Below are 20,662 nucleotides of genomic sequence, written 5' to 3'. Positions count from 1 at the left end.
AAAGGGGTACGTTAAGAACGTTAAAACCCTTCCGCTCAATTTCCCTCATTCTATTGCCCTGCGGCCGGAAACCGTCGCGAAAAGACCGTTCCCTCATTGTAGGGAAACATTAAGATTTTGGGGGGCAATTTTTAGGGCCACTTCACAGCTATACTACTACCGTTATTATGAACACCGAGCTCTATCTACAGTACCAATTTGAAATCCCAGAAACATGAAACCTGCATTAGTCCTTCTTGCTCTCCTGTTTGCCCTCCCCATTTTTGGCCAGGGAAGATGTATTCAGGGCGACTGCCAAAACGGAAAGGGTACCTTTAGGTTTCCCGACGGCGCTACTTATAAAGGCGACTTTAAACGCGGTAAATTCCACGGCATGGGCATCCTGAATTATCCGGGAGGCGCCATGTACGTCGGCAACTGGCGCAACTCCCTGCAGGAAGGAAAGGGGCGGCTGACGGAAGCTGACGGCACCAGCTACTTCGGAGAATTTCACCAGGGCAAACGACACGGAGAAGGGAGCATTACCTTCTCTAATGGCAGCCAGATGAAGGCTTTCTGGGCCTTTGACAAGGTGAGCGGTACCGCAGAATTCACCTTCGCCAACAAAGATTTTTACCGCGGAGAGATGGAAGGCACCATCATGTCCGGTCAGGGAACGATGAACTACGCCAACGGAGATACCTACACGGGCAGCTGGCTGTCCAACCGCCGCCACGGCGAGGGCAAGATGGAATTTGCCGACGGATCCGAACTGGCCGGTACCTGGGACAACGATGAGTTCCAGGCCGACTGGTCGCTGCTGGGCTACCAGGGAGACATGGCCGCCGCCACGGATTGCTCCGGCGGAAACTGTCCGGACGGTCGGGGAAAATACCGCTACCCGGACGGCACCACCTTCTTCGGGAAGATTGTCAATAAAGTACCCACCGGCAACGGCAGCGTTCAGTACAACAACGGTAATCTGTACCACGGTGGCTTCTCCGGGCACCGACCCGATGGCCTCGGCATCATGTACTACGCCGACGGCGAGATTCAGGGAGGGCTCTGGAAGGGCGGTCAGCTCTACCGCCGACTCTTCACCGCCACCGGTCGCCCCGTGCAGGAGGTCGCCACGGATTATGATCCCGCCGTCAAGATTTGGGCGGTGGTCGTGGGGGCCGCGCGCTACAATCACATGCGGACCCTGAAGTACACCGACGACGACGCCTACCATCTGTATGCTTTCCTGAAGAGCGTGGAAGGGGGTGCCCTGCCCGACGAACAGGTGAAGGTGCTCATCGATGATGACGCCACCCACCGGAACATCATTCTCTCCATGCGGGAGGTGTACCAGCGGGCCGACGAGAACGACGTTATTCTGTTCTACTTCAGCGGCCACGGCCTGCAGGGAGCTTTCCTGCCCGTCGACTACGATGGTTTTGAAAACCGTCTGGAGCATTATCAGCTCCGGGATGCGCTGCTGGCCAGTCGGGCCCGCCATAAACTGGTCATCGCCGACGCCTGCCATAGCGGGAGTCTGGGAGGCCGGACGGGCGGAGGGCCCCAGGACCTCGCAGCGCGCTCGGGAGGCGTAGATGGTGCCCTGGACGCCTACTATCAGGCCCTGAACAACGCTCAGGCCTCTACGGCCCTGCTGCTGTCGAGCAAGGGGGAAGAAATCAGCCTGGAAGACGGGGGGCTACGGTCCGGCATTTTCAGTCACTACCTCATCCGGGGAATGAAGGGAGAAGCCGACGAAAACGGAGATCAACTCGTGGGCATCCATGAACTGTTCAGCTTCGTGCACCGGGAAGTTCGCCGCTACACGGGGAACATTCAAACCCCCACCCTCACGGGTACCTACGATGACAATATGCCGGTGGCGGTCATTCGTCGCCGCTAGTCGGGCCGCAGCTTTTCCAGGACGGAATACTCAATCGCCTTCGGGCTAAAGCGCACGCCAATGGCGCTCGTGGGCTTACGATTAAGCGTCAGGGGGATTTGTGCCTGGCGGCCACTCAGTGCGTAGGTGCTCAGGTCGGCTACGAGGTAAAAGTCGGTCGGCCGGATGGAGCCATAAGCACTTTTGGGGATCGTCACAACCACCTCCACCTCCTCCGGGAAGATGCGAAAACTATCGACCTGAGGGGTATTGATCGTCCGGACGGGGACCATCAGTTTTTCCTGAATGAAGGGTTCAACGTCCAGCTGGTAGTCGATCTGTGAGCGACTCAGGGAGATGCCGGGTGGAGGGTCCGCCAGCGACAGGGAAAGTTGGAGGTTATCGGTAACCCGTTCGAGGACCACTTCTGTGGTGGCCCATTCATTGACCTCCTCCAGCACGTCGAGGGATCCGCTGATGGTGATGGAATCCGGCGTAATGCGGGCCGACCGGGGCGCCAGATAACCGGAGGCGAAGTCCACCGTCACGCGGGGCAGGACGGGCACGCGCTTGCCTTCCTTGGGGGTGGTGAGGATGTTGACGGGTTCAAAATTCATGAACCCCACCTTCAGGTCTCCGCTGGAGAGTTTACGGTCGATCTTGAGGGAAAAGTCGTTTTCGGTCAACCGCAGATTTTCCTGATTGCGCAAATCAATCGTGACGGGAAGATTACCCGGCCGCAGGCTTTCCCAGAGCAGGTTCCAGCCCCGGCCCTCAACCTGAACGTCCACGACTTCCGGAGCTCGGCCGGCGATGACCCGCTCGGGGTCCACCTGATAGGTAATTTCTACCGTCCGACTGATGCTGTAGTCCCGGGAGAGGTTCAGGATGAGCCAAAAGATAAAGGCGGCACCGATGCAGATGGCCAGCACCTTACGGTCCGTTTCCGCCATCTGCCGCAGCGGGTTGTTATTCGTCAGCCTTTTGAGTAAAGATAGCATCGGTTAACTCCTTGGAAATCGCATTCTTGGTTACCCGAATGTACGTCTTGTTGCCCACGTTGATGGTAACAATCTTGTCTTCAATCTTATCAATCCGGCCGAGGATGCCACTGGCGGTGACCACTTCCTGCCCCTTGGCGAGTCCTTCCATGAAGGTCTTTTGTTCCCGGGCCCGCTTCCGCTGAGGGATGATCATGAAGAATACCAGTACGACGAGCATGGCAATCATGAAGAAGCCGTTGGTCAGCATGGAGCCGCCACCGGCTTGAAGTAGAATAGTGGTCATGGTTAATCGTTGATGATCGTACCGTCCATGTACACCGTGGTCATGGATGGGTAAGTATTGGCAATGATGGTAATGGGCTTGCGTTGCCGCCCGTACTTGTTCTTGGTATCGAAGGACACCCGGATGACGCCCGTTTCTCCGGGCTCGATGGGTTCGGTTGGATGCTCGGAAACGGTGCACCCGCAGGTGGTCCGGGCGTCACTGATCAGCAGGGGCTGCGTCCCGGAATTCGTGAAGGGGAATTCGTGCTCGATAACCTTTCCCTCCTTTACCTCACCGAACAGAAATTCGGGTTCCGCAAAGGTAATTCGGGCCTGGTCCGTCGTGTCCGCACCATTTTCCTCCGCCGAAACGGGCATCCGGATGATGGATGCGGTATGGCTTTGATCTTCCACGGCCGCCGGATCAAGATTAGCCGAGGACGCAGGTGCCGGGTCACACCCGAAGAGCAATGTTCCCAGGATAAGTAAGAGGAGTGAACAACGAAGTGAACCTGACAGCATGTAGCACGTAGTATTTCTGAGGGCAAATGTAATGACCAAATTCATAAAAGCATTCCAGTCATTACATTTGTCAGCGCCAAAATCAGGAGTTCCCCCATTGGGACCACTCCCTACTCTTTTTTCTCCTTTGAACTTTCGCGAGGGCACGCTCCTCTTTCCAATTTTTTCAGTAGTCTTTCATCCTCCCCCCCATGCGTATTTTCCTCACTGGCTTCATGGGCTCTGGCAAGAGTCATACCGGCCTTGAATTGGCCCGAAAACTTGGCCGCCCCTTCGTCGATTTAGATCACTGGATTGAAGAGCTTCAGGGCCGAAGCATCCGGGAAATCTTTTCCCAGCAAGGGGAAGATGCTTTTCGGGCACTAGAGGCCGAAACGCTGCGCAGCTTCGAAAAGCTCCCCTACTTCATCATGGCTACCGGAGGGGGCGCGCCCTGTTATCACGATAACATCGAGTGGATGAACGACCACGGGATGACCGTCTTCCTCGATCCGCCGGTCAATCTCCTGGTTGAACGGCTGCGCGGAGAAATCGAGCAACGGCCGCTTCTGCACGGACAGGACGATCTTTCGGCCTTCATTGAGGAGAAAATGCTGGACCGCCGCCCCTTCTACGAACGGGCCCACGTGCACCTGCGTCCCGCAAAAAATACGGATGTTTCCACCCTGCTGGCCAATCAGTTCACCAACATTACCGGCCACTAATCATTCCTAATAAATTGATCTTCGGGGCAACAACTCCCCTACTCCGATCATTTATTCATAGTTGAAAAGTTCATCTATCCAACTCCCCCGACATGCGTTTTCAATTCCTCATTATTGCCCTGCTACTGTCTTCCACCGCCCTGGTTTCCCAGGATAAGGAAGGGATGTTTTTTGTGGGTTTTGCCGACAAGGCCGACTCCCCCTTTTCACTCGACAATCCCCAGGAGTTTTTGAGTCAACGGGCCCTGAATCGTCGTGCCCTCCACCAGGCGGCCATCACGGAATTGGACCTTCCACTCAGTCAGCCCTATCAGCAAGCCGTTTTGGCCACCGGAGCAAAAATCTGGTTGCGGAGTAAGTGGATGAACGGCGTCGTCGTCCAGGCCAGCGAGGAACAACTGGCCGCGATCAAAAAACTAGACTTCGTTACGGAAACCGAATTCGTGGCCCCGAAGCAGTATGATCGCCCGAGCAGAGTGCCCGTTATGGCTTCCCTGGACCGCCCGGCTCCCACGCCGGCGAAGGTTCCCGTGTCCCAACGCTTCTACGGATTTGGCTGGGATAACCTCACGGGAATGAAGGGGGATAGCCTTCACCGCTGGGGCTTCCGCGGAGAGGGCGTGCTGGTCGCCGTACTCGACGGAGGGTTCCCCAACGTGGGCTACAAAGATTTCCTCGGCTACGACGAGGAGGCGGCCGTACCCGGCAACTACGACCTCGTACAACAGGACAGTACGGCCCTCGACGGTGGCACCCACGGGGCCACGGTACTGAGTACCATGGCCGCCCATCACCCCTTCTTTTACATCGGCACGGCGCCCGGTGCCCGTTACGTCCTCTTCAAAACGGAGAACGGACGCGGAGAGCACCGGCTGGAAGAAATCAACTACGCCGTTGCGCTCGAAATTGCCGACAGCATTGGCGTTGACGTGGTCAACAGTTCGCTCGGGTACACGGAGTTTTCGGACGCTACCATGAACTACACCAAAGACGATTTGGACGGCAAGACCAGCCCGGCCAGCGTGGCCATTGGCCACGCCTTCTCGCGGGGAATGATCATCGTCACGAGTGCCGGCAATTCCGGAGCCGATAAATGGAAGTACATCGGCACCCCCGCTGATGCTCCCCAGGCCCTGAGCATCGGTGCCCTCGATCCCGAAGGCGAGCGAGCCTACTTCAGCAGCGTCGGCCCCACGGCCGACGGTAGAATCAAGCCCGACGTAAGCGCCCTCGGCGTTAGCGTAGCCGCCGTTTCGGCCAACGGCCGCGGACTCGACGGTGCCAACGGCACCAGCCTTTCCTCCCCCCTCGTGGCTGGCCTGGTCGCCTGCCTGCGGCAGGCCGTCCCCGACGCTACCAACCAGGAACTGCTGGACGCCATCCGGGCCACGGCCAGCCAGGCCAGCTCCCCCGACAACCTGACCGGATACGGGCAGCCCGATTTTGCGGCGGCCTACCGCCGGCTGATGATGGCCAGAAAATAGCCGAGTCCACCGGGCTAATCATAAATTGCTTACATCGCCCGTACACGAAAATTCCCGGAAATTTTCGCGCCATTAGAAAGGCCAGGCTGAATTATGGCAATTCTACTAATACACAAGTTATTGTTGATCAGTAGTTTCAGCAAAAAAATTACATTTCCCTTTTGCGCGAAATCCCCATAAAATTTCTCAAACCCATTTGTCAACAAGCGACGGGTTTGCTACTTTTACCTTAGAAAGGGTAAGGAATCCAGGTTTCAGCCTCCTGAAGCACTCCTTCCCTCCGGGAGTCTTTCCCGAAAAGAATTATTTGGTATCAGTAAGTTGGAACGAGCCCCGTCAGGATTACTGTCGGGGTTCTTTTTTGTTAGAGTTCTGTCGGTTTGCAAAAGCTGCAACCCCGCACTGGTCGAGGCGTTTCACGCCGAGCCATGCCCTGGGCCGAACATCTTTTCGGACGAGGCTTACTCCCCGCGCCATCGATGATTGGTCGAAAACTGAAGAGCAGTCCGGGAAAAGGCTTGCTCTGCAAGCCGGTCGTTTGGTAAGGGGAAAACTGAAGCTGGTTGAGGGGCTCAAAGGAGCTACGCACTACGCTTGCTGCACGGCTTCGAGGTCCCGGGGAAGCGCTCCCTAAACTGGTCGAGGCGTTCCACGCCGAGCCATTCCCAGCACCAAACAGCTTTCTGGGCCACACTTACGCTAGGTAGCAACATGGACTTTTCCTTATGCAGCCGATGAGGGAGTTCCAGCTCCCGCCTGACGTTGCGGAATCTAGGACTAGGCTGTTCCGCGAAGTTTCATCAGCGATTCGTGCGGAATAGCGGCAGTTCAGTGGTGCAACGGGTAGCGGCAGGAGATTTCCTGCCGCTACTAGAAAATTCAAGGGCTTGATTGCCAATTGATTACTTCACGGAGCAGCCTAGCGCAGGCGAACCGTTCCTTTGCGGGGCCATCGGGCTCCTAGCGATTAAAGAGCAGCCGCTCACCGCGGAATTCCTCAAAGAACAGCCCCCGATCGTAGGCCAGGTGACCGGAAACGATGGTTTGGCGGACCTTCCCGTGAAGTTCCATTCCCTCCAGCGGAGACCAGCCTACCTTATAGAAAATGTTGTCGGCGGCCACCGTCCAGTTTTCGGCCGGATCGTAAATCACCACGTCCCCCCAGTAGCCCTCGTCAAGGTATCCGCGCCGGTCTACCTGGTAACAGATGGCCGGAGCGTGGCACATCTTCTCGATGATCTTCTCCAGGGATATTTTTCCCTGCTGCTCCAGCCGCATCATCATGTCGAGGGAGTGCTGCACGAGCGGTAGTCCACCGGGTGCCTTGAAGTAGTCCGTTTGGGCTTTCTCCTCCGCCGTGTGGGGGGCGTGGTCCGTAGCGATAACGTCAAACTTATCCGCCAGCAGGGCGGGCAGCAGGGCCGCCCGGTGGTGCTCCGCCTTGATGGCTGGATTGCACTTGATTTTGTTGCCCAGGGTATGGTAATCCTCCGCGTTAAAGGTCAGGTGGTGCACGCATACCTCGGCGGTGATGCGCTTCTCTTCCAGGGGGATGTCGTTCCGGAAGAGGGCAATTTCATCCTCCGTGCTGATGTGCAGGATGTGCAACCGGGTATTGTGCTTCTTCGCCAACTCCATGGCCAGCGTACTGCTCTTCAGGCATCCTTCGGCGGAGCGAATTACCGGATGCATCGTCACGGGAATTTCCCTCCCGTACTGTTCCATCGCCTTTGCCGCATTGGCCCGGATCGTGGCCTCATCCTCGCAGTGAGTAGCGATGAGGAGCGGGCTTTTGGCAAACAGGGCATCCAGGGTACTGTAATCGTCTACCAGCATGTTACCGGTGCTACTGCCCATGAAAATTTTGAGTCCACACACCGTTTTGGGGTCGGTTTTCAGGGCTTCGTCCAGGTTGTCGTTGGACGCCCCCATGTAGAAGCTGTAATTGGCCGGGGAGCAGGCAGCTCCGATGTCGTACTTGGCCTGCAGCAGCTCCTGCGTCAGCGTGGGTGGCTTTACGTTGGGCATCTCCATGAAGGAAGTCGTGCCGCCGGCCACGGCCGCCCGGCTCTCGGTCTTGATGTTAGCCTTGTGCGTGAGCCCCGGCTCGCGGAAATGCACCTGATCGTCAATGATCCCCGGCAAAACAAAACACCCCTCAGCGTTGATCTCCCGGTCGGCGGATCGATCCAGAGAAGTGCCCACCGCTTCGATCATCCCGTCCTTGATGAAGATGTCTCCCACAAATCGCTTCCCTCGGTTCACCAGGGTTCCTCCCTTAATCAAAATGCTTTGTTTACCCATGATCCTTTGTGCTTTGGGCCAAAGGTAAATGATTTGATTACTCTTTCTAATTTCAGGGGGATAAATGCGGGAAAGTACCCACGCCAGAGGAACTAGCCCTTTAGCTTAAGTATTCAGACGTACTCCAAGACCCAGGAGCAGCAGTCCGGGCCTCTGGCCCAGAACCGACAGTTCGAAGGACCGGCTTTAATTTCTTAGACCAGAGCGCTCCTCGGAACCGTCAAATGTTTACGCGACTAGCGGATTGCGATGGCGTGCAAAGAGCTGCTCCGAGCTTTCGCGAAAGTTAACTGAACAGCCAGGCCAGACGATCACTAAAAGTCATGGAAGTAAGCACCGTTGATTAGTGTACGCAAACAAGTATTATTTTAAATTGAGAAAATTTTGGATGAGTAAATTACATCCATTAACGCTATTCCCATACCGCCCTGGCTTACGTCCCTGGGGGCCTCCCTTTTTTCCCCAGACTCGTCGGTCGGTGAGCCCGCGAACGTCGGAAGAATGGTTACCTCCATCGGAATTTTCCGCGGTAATCCCTTAAGTCTTCATTAATTGTCCGGGTCTAAAATTTTAAGAGTTTTCGATGCAACCTTTGTTATTGCGGATCCGCCATTAGGGTGTAAGAGCTTGTTTGGACTTTAGAAGTCGGCCTCCATTTGGCCTTTTTTGGCGCTAGCTTCGTTGGTAAAATCCTCATTTAGCGCTGCTAAACTCCGGTTTTCCCGCCTTGCTACCACCAAAAAAATCTCAAATTCGGCCAGACGACCAAAATCCGAACAAGCTCTAAATGAATTCGCGTATCGCCTTGAACTCAACAATTCAGCAATCATGAGACTTTTTGCACTACTGCTTTTTTCGGCCCTCACTTTCAGTCTGAGTGCCCAGGACATCAACGCCAACGTTGACGAAGTTGGCATCCTTGCCTACCGCACCACCACCACTTCCGTTGAGGAAGAAGCCGTGTCCAAACGGTACCGCAAATACCGGGAGCGCACCCTACTGGGTGACCTCGACCTCAGCGGTGCCTGGGGTGGCCCCACCTACAACTACTCCATGACCGGCGACGACTGGGCGCTGGTGCGCGGTGGTTTTGGTGGCCTGGAATTCGGTGAAGAATTCTTCCTCGGCTACGGCGGCTGGAAAGCCCGTGACCCCTTCACTACGGACGAAGACGTGGTCGATCGTCCGGACTACAATTTCCGCCACGGGGGCTTCATCCTGGCCTACTCTCCCCTGCGGGAGAGCGCCATTCACCCCCGGATTACGACCATCATTGGTCCGGGCCGCATTGACTTCGCCAACGCCAACGGGGAGAACATCCGCGACCGGATGCTCATCGGCCAGGCCATGGCCGGGCTGGAACTCAACCTGTTCCAGTGGTTCCGCCTCGGTGTGGAAGGCGGCTACCGCTTCGCCAGCGGCGTGGATGTCGAGGGTGACCTGATCTCCGACAAAGACGTTGGGGGTGCGGTCGTCCAGATTGAAGCGCGCTTCGGCTTCAGCTGGTAATGCCCCGGGCGCTGCGCGCAGGTGCATTGCCTTTACCAAAGGGCCCCGCACCTGCGGTCATCGCCCAAACGAAAAGCCCCGGATGAAATGATTCATCCGGGGCTTATTGTTTTTGAAACAATGAGCACTTAGCCCATTTCCTGCACGACTTCCTTCACTTGAGGCATCATCCGCTTGAGCATTTGCTCGATACCGGATTTCAGGGTGACCGTCGAGCTGGGGCAACCGCTGCAAGACCCCTGCATGATTACCGTAACGACGCCCTCGTGGTAGCTCTTGAATTCGATGTTACCACCGTCCATTTCCACGGCGGGCTTCACGTAGGTGTCGATCAGTTCCTTGATCTGCTTTACCGCTTCGGCGTCATCTTCGCTGTATTCGTAGGTGTCTCCACGTTCCGCTTCCAGCCGCGCTACCTCATCGGCAAAACCCTCCTTCATGATGGTCTTGTCCTCCTGCAGGTATTCCTTGATGTACTCCTTGAGTTTGAGCATGATGTCATCCCAGGAGTAGTTGAATTCCTTCGTCAGGGTGACGTAGTTGTTGGCGATGTACACCTTCTTCACGTAGGGGAAATCGTAAAGTGCGGCGGCGAGCGGAGACCATTCGCGGGCGAAATCCTCTTCCTTGAACTCGGCCGTACCGTTGTACAACATCCGGTTGGTGACGAACTTCAGGCTTTCGGGATTCGGGGTCTGCTCGGTGTAGAGCAATACGGGGCGTTTTTTGGTGGCCACTTCACTCATCGGTTACAATTTTGGGGCCGCGAGGCCGGTTTGTGAATAAACACGTAACGAATAATTGGGTTGAATGAGGGGATTACTACTTTTGCCAACCATTCAGGGTGTAGCCCGCCTCTTTTAGCCAAACTCTTAAGACATGATGTCGTTTTATCGCCTTTGCATTATCTGTTGCTGCCTGATCTGTGGCCTGAGCCTCAGTGCTCAGGAGTTCAGCGGTGGTTTCCGTGCCGGTCTCAATTTCGCCAGCTTCGACGGTGACCGGGAAATGAGTGCCGACGGCATGACGGAATACGAGACCTTCAGAACCTACACCGGCTTCCACGTCGGCGCCACCTTCGCCCTCGAATTTACCGACCTGGTGGGGATCAAGGCCGACCTCATGTACAGCCAGCGCGGTGGTCAGATCGACTACGACGGTCCGTCCTACTTCTACCTGTACCAGAATACTGCGGATACCGAGGGAGAAATCAATTTCGGCCGCCGGGTAAGCGAAAAGGACGTCGTCAACAGCTACATCGACGTTCCCCTCGTGGCCTACTACCGCCTCGGCCCCTTCGAAATCGAGGGCGGCGTGAGTGCCGGTGTGATGGTCAGCAGTCGTCTCTCGGGGGGCACCACCTATTCCGGCACCCGCTTCGGGGCCGACGAGGAAATCATCTTTAACTTTGACGGCAATTATTACCGCGACGGTGCCGGCGGACAAAGCATCCTGGCCTTCGCCACCGAGCCGCTTCCCCGCACGGAGGTTCGCCCGCCCAGCATCGTGGGTGCCTACTACAACTCCAACTCTGACGAAAGCCTTTACCGCCGACTGGACTTTGGCCTCATCGCCGGCGTGAGCGTCTTCCTCAATAACGGCCTCTACGTGGGGGTCCGCTACCAGCACGGACTGACGGACATCACCCAGGGAGAAAACGACCTCCGCGTCACCAACGAAGACAATACCGGTGGCCGCTCCTTCAACACCGACGACGTGGACAACAACCGCAATGTGGCGGCTAGCGTGGGTTTCCGGTTCTGATTTAACGGTCAATTCAATACACGAAGGCCCGGCAGTGAATCACTGCCGGGCCTTCGTATTCTCCTAAAGGAAATTAGTTATTCGGCGTAAGTTTCCCGCGTAAACCCAAAGCGAATCAGGTCCGCCAACATCCCGCCGGGCTTGCGGAATTCATTCCGCAGATCCCCCTCCCGGGTGAAGCCGATCCGCCGGGCCAGCCGGTGGCTGGCGTAATTGTCCGCCAGCATCTGGAGGTAAATTTTCTCGAGCTCCAGCTGCCGGAAGCCGAACCGGATAATCCGCGCCATAACTTCCGTCATCAGTCCCTGCTGCACGTGGTCCTTATCGATGAAGTAACTCAGCTGGGCCATCGGAATGGACCAGTCGATCTCGAACAGGTGGACGTAGCCGATGAGCTCCGTCGATTCGTTTAGCCAGACCCCGAAGGCGTAGTCCTGCTGCAACAGCCAGGCGGCAATGCGCTGGCGAATAAAGATTTCCGCCTTCTCTTCCGTCGTGCCGATTTCCCCCACCAGGATGGGGAAGTGATCCTTGAGGTAGTCCTGATTGGCCGAGATAAGCTGGTGGAACGCGGCGCCGTCGTTCTCCCGGAATCGCCGCACGACGCAGCGACTCGTTAACAGGGCAGTATCAATGGCAAAAAGCGAAGGACGCATAGGTAGGAAGGTGAAGGAGGTGCTAAGTAACGGAAAACGCGGTTATTCTACCCAGGTAACCTTTTCTTCCCAGGGACCACGCGGGCGGGGAAGCTCGGGAGCGGCGTGGTGGCCGAGGTAGAAAATACCCAGGCAGCGTTCATTGTCGGCGGCTCCCGGCCACTGCCCGTAATCACCACAAAGGAATCCCGGGCTGGACCAGTAGCCCCCCAGATTCACCTCATCCAGGCCCAACCACAGGTTCTGAACGGCACACCCAACGGCCGCAATTTCTTCCCACTCCGGCACCCGTTCTTCGGGGTCGCGGTGCAAAAAGACCGCCAGCGCGGTATCGGAGGCCATGACCTTAGAGGAAAACTTTTTCTCCAGCTTATCGTCCCAAACGCGGTCCGAAGGCCCGGCATTATAGACTTCTCGCATGAGGCGCATCAGTTCCTCCCGTCCGGCACCCCGAAAAACCCGGAAGCGCCAGGGTTCGGTTTTCCGGTGACTGGGAGCAGCGTTCGCGGCGGAAAGCAGCGCTTCGATGACTTCCCGGTCTACGGACTGATCGGTGAAAAACTGGGGAAAAATGGAACGGCGACGTTCAAAAATGGAATTCATATCCGGCATCAGCTTGTAAAAATGGTCACGTCCTCTGCGGCCTTCGGAGGGCCGTGGGACAACAAAGAAATTAAAGATCGAGGAGAAAACGAACCAGGCTACACTAAGTTGACGTAAGTTTGCCCCGTCTTGGGGTAGATCATGCTTTGGTGTGGTCTTTAAAAGGGAATCCGGTGCAAAACCGGAACTGTCCCCGCAGCTGTAAGCTTCAAAAATTCCAGCCCACGGTGCCACTGAGCGATCGGGAAGGCGGGTTGGAAGGAGTAAGTCAGAAGACCTGCCCGGAGACGCCATACGTAACCATCCTTCGGTGAGAAAGGCGGGAACGAGTCGTTACGCGGGTCCGTGGGAACCGCCGTCAAGTGGTAGTACACCAGAAGCTGATCTTTTGGGCGTCACCGCGGGTGCCATGCTGGTGGGAAGTGCCATCATTATGGGTAGTAAGGCTTGCTTTCGGTCCGACTTGCGGGAGGTAAATTTTCCCGCCCTTGCGTTTCCTCCTTACTACCACCTTTTTATTCCTTTGCTGCGGTCTCTCGGCCCAGGAGGTCCCTACCCTATCCACTACCACGGACGAGGTACTGGTCAGCACAACGAAATTCCCGCAGGCCGCCGAAGATAGCCCACAGTACGTCACCGTCATCGACTCTACGGCCATCCTGGCGGGGGGCGACCTGGCCATGCTCCTCCAGGAACAGGCCGGGGTGGTCATCAACGGCGCCTACAGTAATTTCGGGAAGGACAAGTCGGTTTTTCTCCGCAATGCCGGTAACCAGTACGCCCTGATCCTGATCGACGGCATTCCGGTGACGGACCCCTCCGCCCTGGGCGGAGCCATCGATCTGCGACTGTTGTCCCTGGACAACGTTCGGCGGATTGAAATTTTGCGCGGCCCCCGCTCCCTACTCTACGGCTCAGACGCCATGGCCGGGGTCATCAACATCATTACGAAAAACAGCGATACCGAAGACCCCATCGGCTTGCACCTGCGCGCCGCCGCCCAGACCCACAATACCTTCGACGGAGCCGTTTCGGTCAGCGGAAGTACCGCAAAAGTGGACTACCGCCTGGCCTACGACCGCTTTCAGAGCGACGGCATCAGCGAAGCGGCCGAACCGGCCGGGACCACGGACGCCTTCGACGATGACCCCGTCACCCGGCAAAACATCAATGCCAGCCTCCGGTGGCAGGCCACGCAGCGTTTGTCCCTCCGCCCCAGTCTGCGAATCGCCGATTTTGACGGGGATTACGACGACGGCGCCTTCACCGACGGCGCCAACACCTACACCAACGACCTCATTCTTCCCGGCCTGCGACTGGATTATGCCGCCGACAAATTCCGCATCACCGGCAACTATAACTACGCCAAAACGGACCGGGTATTCAACTCCGCCTTTGGCGCTTTCGAAGGGCGGGGGCGCAGTCACCAGGCCGACCTGGCCGCCAGTTTTTTCCCGCAGGAGAAGCTCTTTTACACCCTCGGCACCCAGCTCCGGGAGGAGCGCCTGCAGGTAAACGATCCCGGAACGGATGCCCCGCAGGCCACCACCATCAGCCCCTTCCTGCAGCTGGGCTACCGGCCCTCCGAACGACTCAGCCTGGAGGGAGGATTCCGGTTTAACCAGCATTCCAATTTCGGTGGACAAAGCAACTGGTCACTGGCCGGTATTCTGAGTAACCGGGGCGGACTATCCTGGCGGGTATCCGTCGCTAGCGCCTTCCAGAGCCCCACCCTAGATCAACTGGCTGGTCCCTTCGGAGCCAATCCGGACCTCCAACCCCAGGTAGCTACCTCCCTCGAAACGGGTGTCAGCTTCCAGACGGAAGACCAGCACCTCAAGCTGCACCTTACCGGTTTTCGCCGCCTGATCTCCGACATCATCGTTTTCGGTACCAACGGCTACGAGAACCAGGATGAGCAACGGGACCTCGGCCTTGAATTCTCGGGAGACTATCGGTTGAACAAAGTGCTGACCGTATCCGGAAACTTCACCCACGTCTCCGGCACCCTGCGCCAACCAAACGTTCCCAGAAATGTGGAAGTCCGTGATTTCCCTCGCCGTCCCGGCACTACGGCAACCCTGAGTCTTAACTACCAAGCTCCCAAAGCATTTTCTGCCCGGATCACCACCCAGTACGTCGGTGATCGTCCCGACTTGCTCTTCAATCCCGATTTCAGCACGACGCTGGTTACCCTGGACAATTACGTTTTGGTGAACGCTTACCTCCAGTACCAACTCCTCAAACGGCAACAGCTCACCCTATTCGCTGACCTGAGGAACCTGACCGATACCGAATTTACGGAGGTGATCGGGTTCAATACGCTGGGAAGGATGATCAGGCTTGGGTTTTCGGTGGATTTGTAGGATAGAAGTACCGAGATTCGTCAGACAAACTTTGTATTGACTACGTCAGAAACAAAGAATTTGTCGGACGACCGCTACGGGAACCTGGGAGGTAATTTCTTTTAACTTTCATCCTAGTGCGGTGAGATCTTTTGGCACGAACCGTTCTATCTCACGCTCTACTACCGACTCGCCTTGGTTATAACTCATTTCAATAAAACAGTCCGGCAACCGCTCCGGTCATGAGGCAGGCGATGGTGCCGCCGATGAGGGCGGTGATGCCCAGTTCGGTGAGGGTTTGCCGCTGGCCGGGGGCGATGGCTCCGATGCCGCCAATCTGGATGCCGATGCTGGCGAAGTTGGCGAAGCCACACAGGGCGTAGGCGGCGATGAGGACACTCTTGGGGGATAGCTCCAAGCCGCTGGCCTGAACGTTGCGGAAGGTATCGTAAGCCACGAATTCGTTGATTACGGTTTTGAGTCCGAGGAGCTGACCGATGACGGTGATGTCTTCGAAGGGAACACCGATGATCCAGGCAACGGGAGCGAAAAGCAGCGCCAGGAGGTAGGAGAAGCTGAATCCTTTGAAACGGTTGTCGGTGGCCGCGGCGATCATCTCGTTCCAGTCGCCGACGTCCGGATTGATCCAACGAACCAGGTCATTGACGATGTCGGTGCCACCCAGGAAAAGGACGTTGAGCATGTAGATGAGGGCCGTAAAGACCAGCAGCATGGCGCCTACGTTCACCGCCAGACGCAGGCCGTCGGAGGTGCCGGTGCTGATGGCGTCCAGAAGGTTGCTGCTTTCGTCGGCGGCCATTTCCAGCCGTTTGTCTTGCTGGGGGGTGTGGGCGGCGTGGGGATCGTCGGTGGCCGCGCCGGTTACGGCGGCCAATTCCGCGGAGGTTTCCGGCAGCAGCATTTTGGCGCAGACGATGGCGGCCGGAGCGGAGATGATGCTGGCCGTCAGGAGGTGCTTGGCGAAGAACTGCTGGCTCTCGGGGTCACTGCCCCCGAGGAAGCCGATGTAGGACACAAATACACTGCCGGCGATGGTGGCCATACCACCCACCATAACGCAGAGCAGTTCGGAGCGGGTCATATTCTCCAGGTAGGGCTTCACGACCAGGGGGGCTTCGGTCTGTCCGATGAAGACGTTGGCCGCGGCGGCCAGGCTTTCCGGACCGCTCAGTCCCATGGCCTTACTCAGCAACCAGGCCAGTCCGTACACCACCTTCTGCAGGATGCCGAAGTAGTAAAGGATGGCCGAGAGGGCCGAAAAGAAAACGATCGTCGGTAATACCTGGAAGGCAAAAATATAGCCGAAGCTGTCCATGTCGTTGACGATGCTGCCGAAGAGGAACTCCGAGCCGGCAGCGGTAAACTCCAGCGTCTTGCGAAAACCCGTAGCGACGTAATCAAAGATGGTGGACACCCCCTTGACCTTAAGGATAAGGACGGCCAGCACAAACTGCATGGTTACGCCGATTCCGACCAGTTTCCAGTCAATCGCTTTGCGGTTTTTACTGAACAGGTAACAGATACCGATCATTACGGCCAAACCTAGCAGGGTACGGAATAGATCGTAGGCAAAATCCATGGTTACAATTGGGTTGGCGGCAAGTTAACATATTTGTCCGCAGCAAGGGCATTGTTACTCCGGAATAGTCAGGGCGGGGGAAAATCCTTCTGTCCTGAACCGTCCCCTGCGGGATACTTCCCGATTGACCGGGAAGAATCGGGACGGAGGCCCTACCTTCGCGTTCCGTATGAAAAGACCTTTTCTCATCGGCATTACGGGAGGTTCCGGTTCCGGCAAAACCACCTTCATTAAGCAATTACGTGACGGTTTTACCGATCAGCAGGTTTGCCTGCTGAGTATGGATGATTATTACGTCCCCCGTGAATTTCAGAAGAAGGACAAGAACGGCATTTACAATTTTGATCGTCCGAAGTCTATCTACAAAGACGAATTCGTCCGGGATTTGCGCCTGCTGTGTGAGGGGCAGTCGGTCCAGCGACAGGAGTACGTCTTCAATAATGAGCTGGCCGAACCCAAGCTGCTCACCTTCTTTCCCGCGCCGGTCATCATCGTGGAGGGCCTTTTTGTGTTTCACTATAAGGAAGTGCGCAAAATGCTCGACCTGCGGGTCTTTCTGCACGCCAAGGACAACCTCAAGGTGGTCCGGAGAATCAAGCGGGACCGGGTAGAACGTAATTACCCGCTGGAAGACGTCCTATACCGTTACGAACACCACGTGCTTCCGGCCTACGAGAAGTACGTGCACCCCTACCGGGAAAAGGCCGACATCATCGTCAACAACAACAGCGACTTTAACATGGGGCTGGCCGTGGTGCGGGCCTTCGTGGAAAAGAAGGTTGGGAGTTAGGATTGAGGTTTAAGGATCGGGGCTTGAGGATTCAGCCTAAAACCTGAATCCTGAATCCTGAATCCTAAAACCTGAATCCTAACTTGGGTGAACACTAAAATAAAACGGGTCGGTCCTTTCCCTTATCAGAATAATGCTTATCTTTGCGCTCCATTTGTAAAACCACGTGTTATGCCTAAGATGAAAACGCACAGCAGTGCGAAGAAGCGCTTCAAAATCACCGGTAAGGGGAAAGTGAAGCGTTTTCAGGCTTACACCTCGCACATGATGCGCAACAAAAGCAAGAAAGCCAAGCTTCGTCTTCGTGACGGCGCCCTGGTTTCCGAAGCTGATGAGAAGCGTATTAAGCGCCTGCTGTGTAAGTAAACTGCTGCCCCAGATGTGGGGTCTTCTTTAACCTCTTTTTTCACGAGAGTACGGGTTCCAAAGCACAATCGTCTCCGTACTGCACAAAATCAGAGCATTATGCCTCGTTCCGTTAATCACGTCGCCTCCCGCGCACGTCGTAAGCGCATCCTGAAAGCCGCCAAAGGTTACTGGGGTGCACGTTCCAAAGTCTACACCGTAGCAAAAAACGCGGTCGAAAAGGGTCTTCAGTACGCCTACCGTGACCGCCGCAACAAGAAACGCGCCTTCCGCCGCCTGTGGATTGCCCGTATCAACGCCGCTGCCCGCCAGAATGGCACTACGTACAGCCGCCTGATGCACGCCCTGGGTCAGAAGGAAGTTGGCCTGAACCGCAAGGTCCTCGCGGACCTGGCCATGAATCACCCCGAAGCCTTCAAGGCCGTGGTGGACAGCGTAAAATAAACGCTGGGATAATCCCATCGACAAACTTTGGAACCCCTATCATCTTCGGATGGTAGGGGTTTTCTTTTATTTGTAGCAGCACCGGCACTTAGCGCTTCCGGAACGGTGGGCTAAGCATCCTTTTTCCAACCAAATTTCCCGCGGATGTTGTTGCTCTTTATCTTCTGCTACCTTCTGGTGACCATCTTCATTGGCTACCTCGCTTCCCGGAGGGTCAAGAACGCCCAGGACTTCGTTATTGCCGGCCGCAACCTTCCCCTGCCGCTGGCGGCTACGGCCCTGTTCGCCACCTGGTTTGGATCGGAAACCATCATGGGGGCCAGTGCGGAATTTACCTCCCATGGCCTACTCGGCGTCATTGAAGATCCCTTCGGAGCCGCGCTGTGCCTCATTCTCGTGGGAGCCTTTTTTACCCGCCCGCTCTATCGCCTCAACATCCTGACCTTCAACGATTTCTTCCGCCTGCGTTTCAGTCGCAAAGCCGAAGTAATTTCGGCCATCTTCATGGTCCCCAGCTACTTTGGCTGGATTGCCGCCCAACTGGTGGCCCTGGCCATCATCCTGCAAACCCTCGCCGGAATTCCGCTGGTGTACGGTATTCTACTCTGCGCCGGTGTGGTGCTCTTCTACACCTACATTGGTGGGATGTGGGCCGTCTCCGTCACGGATTTCGTGCAAACCATCATGATCGTAGCCGGCCTGCTCATCCTGGCCTGGCAACTCGTCGGACTGGCCGGCGGTCTGGAGGTTGTCCTGGACAGTCAGCCCGACGAATTTTACCGCTTCCTGCCGGATGCCGGATGGCAGCCGGGATTAGAATACCTGGCCGCCTGGATTACCATCGGGCTGGGCTCCATTCCCCAACAAGACGTCTTCCAGCGGGTCATGGCCGCCAAGTCCGCCGATACCGCCGTCCGGTCTGCTTACCTCGGTGGCTTTCTCTACCTCTTTATCGGATTACTCCCCCTGCTGATCGCCATCGCTGGCACCGTCCTCTACCCTTCTCTGGCGGCCGCCGAAGATCAGCAAATGTTCCTGCCCAGTCTGGTCCTGCAGCACGCCTCCCTGCCCCTGCAAATTCTCTTTTTCGGCGCCCTGCTGTCCGCCATTCTCAGCACCACGAGCGGAGCTATGCTCGCTCCGGCAACGGTGATCGGGGAGAACCTCGTTCGCCCCCTGCTGACGGTCGGCCAACTGAGCCGGGAGGAGCAGGACCGACGCCTACTGCGGATCATGCGGTACAGCCTGGTGGGGGTAGCCCTGGCCTCCGCCGCGATGGCCGCCAGCACCCAGAACATCTACGAACTGGTGGGGCAGTCCTCCGCCCTCAGCCTGGTCGCCCTCTTCGTGCCGCTCACCGCGGGCCTGTACTGGAAGCGGGCCAGTCGGGCCGGCACCTACGGTGCCATCGTAATGGGCACCCTCGTGTGGCTGTACTTTGAATGCTGGCCGGTAGAAACTCCTTCCCTGCTCCTCGGAGGCGCCGCCAGCCTGGTGGCCATGATCGCCGGCTCTATTCTTCGTCCGGATAACAGTCATCAGGAATTCATCCAGGAGACGAGCACCGCGTAGCGCACGGGGTTAGTCATCACGGTTATCCTGAGTTATCGGTGGGCAAAGCTTATTTGGTGCCCCGTCGCCGTTGGGCGAGCATCCACCGATACAACTCGGGGTCCGCGTAGGCACGTTCCCAACTGTTGTGCCCTACCCCCTCGTACAGGGTCAGTTTCGGCGGCGGGCTCATCTTTTTGCGGCGGAGGTTTTCCACCATATTGACCGATTCGGAAGGATGAATCAGATCGTCGTCGGTGCCGTGAAACACCCAGATAGGTAAATTTTCCGGCACCCAGATGTCGTAGGAAGCCGGCACGGCACCGCAGACCGGCACCAGGGCCGCAAAGCGCCCCGGGTCATGCATCGCCGTCATCCAGGCCCCCAGACCTCCGCGGCTGAGGCCCGTCAGGTAAATCCGGTCAGGATCGATCCGGGTGTCCCGGGTAATTTCATCCAGCAGGTGGTGAAGGCCAACAATGTCCCAAAATCCCCGCTGGTACTTGTTCTGCGGGGCCAGGAGCACGAAGGGGAATTTTTCTCCGGCCGCCACGTGCTTCGGGATGCCGTTTTTCTTGACCAGTTCGAGGTCATTGCCCCCTTCGCCCCCGCCGTGAAGAAACAACACCAGTGGCCAGAGTTCTTCCCCGTCCCCAAAACCTTCCGGATAGGCCAGCAGATAGTGCATGCTGTCGCGGCCCAGATCAACAAATCCACGCTCAAACTGGGCGTGGGCCGGGAAGGAAAGTCCGCAGAGAAGCAGGAGTAGGATAATTCGCATTGCGTGTATTTTGGGAGTTCACAGGGTGTGAACTTTTGGTAGTCGGTGCCCACGAAGAGCTTACGGATAGACGTAAAAAAACCGTGCAGCCCCCGAATGGAACTGCACGG

The 20,662-nt window shown here is 56.8% G+C and carries 19 protein-coding genes and 1 riboswitch; of the genes, 10 read left to right on the top strand and 9 right to left on the bottom strand.

The window, feature by feature from the left end; all coding sequences use genetic code 11:
- Positions 1-214 precede the first annotated feature (214 nt).
- The gene (locus tag E1J53_RS14265) at positions 215-1,882 is read left to right on the top strand and encodes a caspase family protein (protein WP_134272103.1); all 1,668 of its coding nucleotides are present in this window, start codon (positions 215-217) and stop codon (positions 1,880-1,882) included.
- Here the strand turns inward: E1J53_RS14265 and E1J53_RS14260 are convergent.
- From E1J53_RS14260 to E1J53_RS14250, 3 genes are read right to left on the bottom strand one after another with little or no spacing between them, the layout of a single operon-like run.
- On the bottom strand, positions 1,879-2,862 hold the full coding sequence (locus E1J53_RS14260) for a YbbR-like domain-containing protein (RefSeq protein ID WP_134272102.1): 984 nt from the start codon (positions 2,860-2,862) through the stop codon (positions 1,879-1,881). The two genes, E1J53_RS14265 and E1J53_RS14260, sit on opposite strands and share 4 nt — an antisense overlap.
- Positions 2,831-3,148 (bottom strand): preprotein translocase subunit YajC, encoded by a 318-nt coding sequence (gene yajC / locus E1J53_RS14255; RefSeq protein WP_134272101.1) that lies wholly within the window; start codon positions 3,146-3,148, stop codon positions 2,831-2,833. Before yajC ends, E1J53_RS14260 begins: the two co-directional genes overlap by 32 nt.
- A gap of 2 nt (positions 3,149-3,150) precedes the next feature.
- On the bottom strand, positions 3,151-3,651 hold the full coding sequence (locus E1J53_RS14250; protein WP_134272100.1) for a DUF1573 domain-containing protein: 501 nt from the start codon (positions 3,649-3,651) through the stop codon (positions 3,151-3,153).
- A 191-nt stretch (positions 3,652-3,842) separates the two neighbouring features.
- On the opposite strand from E1J53_RS14250, the gene E1J53_RS14245 reads away from it, so the two are divergent.
- Together E1J53_RS14245 and E1J53_RS14240 are read left to right on the top strand one after the other, a co-directional pair.
- Positions 3,843-4,355 (top strand): shikimate kinase, encoded by a 513-nt coding sequence (locus tag E1J53_RS14245; RefSeq protein ID WP_134272099.1) that lies wholly within the window; start codon positions 3,843-3,845, stop codon positions 4,353-4,355.
- A 92-nt stretch (positions 4,356-4,447) separates the two neighbouring features.
- On the top strand, positions 4,448-5,839 hold the full coding sequence (locus E1J53_RS14240) for a S8 family serine peptidase (protein WP_134272098.1): 1,392 nt from the start codon (positions 4,448-4,450) through the stop codon (positions 5,837-5,839).
- A gap of 960 nt (positions 5,840-6,799) precedes the next feature.
- On the opposite strand, the gene E1J53_RS14235 is transcribed toward E1J53_RS14240, so the two are convergent.
- Positions 6,800-8,143 (bottom strand): dihydroorotase, encoded by a 1,344-nt coding sequence (locus E1J53_RS14235; protein WP_134272097.1) that lies wholly within the window; start codon positions 8,141-8,143, stop codon positions 6,800-6,802.
- Between the two features lie 828 nt (positions 8,144-8,971).
- Between E1J53_RS14235 and E1J53_RS14230 the strand changes: the two genes are divergently transcribed.
- On the top strand, positions 8,972-9,652 hold the full coding sequence (locus E1J53_RS14230) for a hypothetical protein (RefSeq protein ID WP_134272096.1): 681 nt from the start codon (positions 8,972-8,974) through the stop codon (positions 9,650-9,652).
- Positions 9,653-9,780: 128 nt separating this feature from the next.
- On the opposite strand, the gene E1J53_RS14225 is transcribed toward E1J53_RS14230, so the two are convergent.
- Positions 9,781-10,398, bottom strand: a complete 618-nt coding sequence (locus E1J53_RS14225; protein WP_134272095.1) for a NifU family protein — start codon at positions 10,396-10,398, stop codon at positions 9,781-9,783.
- A gap of 133 nt (positions 10,399-10,531) precedes the next feature.
- On the opposite strand from E1J53_RS14225, the gene E1J53_RS14220 reads away from it, so the two are divergent.
- A complete protein-coding gene (locus E1J53_RS14220; protein WP_134272094.1) occupies positions 10,532-11,416 on the top strand; it encodes an outer membrane beta-barrel protein in 885 nt (294 codons plus the stop codon).
- 77 nt (positions 11,417-11,493) lie between these two features.
- Here the strand turns inward: E1J53_RS14220 and E1J53_RS14215 are convergent, their stop codons facing one another.
- Complete coding sequence (locus tag E1J53_RS14215) at positions 11,494-12,072, bottom strand: GNAT family N-acetyltransferase (protein ID WP_134272093.1); 579 nt, start codon at positions 12,070-12,072, stop codon at positions 11,494-11,496.
- 42 nt (positions 12,073-12,114) lie between these two features.
- Positions 12,115-12,675 (bottom strand): nitroreductase, encoded by a 561-nt coding sequence (locus E1J53_RS14210; protein WP_173021492.1) that lies wholly within the window; start codon positions 12,673-12,675, stop codon positions 12,115-12,117.
- 115 nt (positions 12,676-12,790) lie between these two features.
- A riboswitch (cobalamin riboswitch) is annotated at positions 12,791-12,975 on the top strand.
- A 188-nt stretch (positions 12,976-13,163) separates the two neighbouring features.
- Here E1J53_RS14210 and E1J53_RS14205 point away from each other — a divergent pair.
- A complete protein-coding gene (locus E1J53_RS14205) occupies positions 13,164-15,041 on the top strand; it encodes a TonB-dependent siderophore receptor (protein ID WP_134272091.1) in 1,878 nt (625 codons plus the stop codon).
- A 190-nt stretch (positions 15,042-15,231) separates the two neighbouring features.
- Here E1J53_RS14205 and E1J53_RS14200 read toward each other — a convergent pair whose 3' ends face one another.
- The gene (locus E1J53_RS14200; RefSeq protein ID WP_134272090.1) at positions 15,232-16,620 is read right to left on the bottom strand and encodes a NupC/NupG family nucleoside CNT transporter; all 1,389 of its coding nucleotides are present in this window, start codon (positions 16,618-16,620) and stop codon (positions 15,232-15,234) included.
- 169 nt (positions 16,621-16,789) lie between these two features.
- Here E1J53_RS14200 and E1J53_RS14195 point away from each other — a divergent pair, with 169 nt between their 5' ends.
- The 4 genes from E1J53_RS14195 to E1J53_RS14180 all read left to right on the top strand — a co-directional run bounded on the left by E1J53_RS14195 (position 16,790) and on the right by E1J53_RS14180 (position 19,792).
- Positions 16,790-17,410, top strand: a complete 621-nt coding sequence (locus tag E1J53_RS14195) for a uridine kinase (RefSeq protein ID WP_134272089.1) — start codon at positions 16,790-16,792, stop codon at positions 17,408-17,410.
- A gap of 171 nt (positions 17,411-17,581) precedes the next feature.
- Positions 17,582-17,776, top strand: a complete 195-nt coding sequence (gene rpmI / locus E1J53_RS14190; protein WP_134272088.1) for a 50S ribosomal protein L35 — start codon at positions 17,582-17,584, stop codon at positions 17,774-17,776.
- 99 nt (positions 17,777-17,875) lie between these two features.
- Positions 17,876-18,220: a 50S ribosomal protein L20 gene (rplT, locus tag E1J53_RS14185; protein ID WP_134272087.1), complete on the top strand. Its 345-nt coding sequence runs from the start codon at positions 17,876-17,878 to the stop codon at positions 18,218-18,220.
- A 144-nt stretch (positions 18,221-18,364) separates the two neighbouring features.
- Positions 18,365-19,792, top strand: coding sequence for a sodium:solute symporter family protein (locus tag E1J53_RS14180; protein ID WP_134272086.1), 1,428 nt, complete (start codon positions 18,365-18,367; stop codon positions 19,790-19,792).
- A gap of 49 nt (positions 19,793-19,841) precedes the next feature.
- Here E1J53_RS14180 and E1J53_RS14175 read toward each other — a convergent pair whose 3' ends face one another.
- A complete protein-coding gene (locus E1J53_RS14175) occupies positions 19,842-20,552 on the bottom strand; it encodes an alpha/beta hydrolase-fold protein (protein ID WP_134272085.1) in 711 nt (236 codons plus the stop codon).
- Positions 20,553-20,662: the final 110 nt, after the last annotated feature.

The organism is Lewinella sp. W8, assembly GCF_004375085.3.
Classification (GTDB): domain Bacteria; phylum Bacteroidota; class Bacteroidia; order Chitinophagales; family Saprospiraceae; genus Neolewinella.
This window is presented reverse-complemented; position numbering and strand designations above follow the sequence as displayed.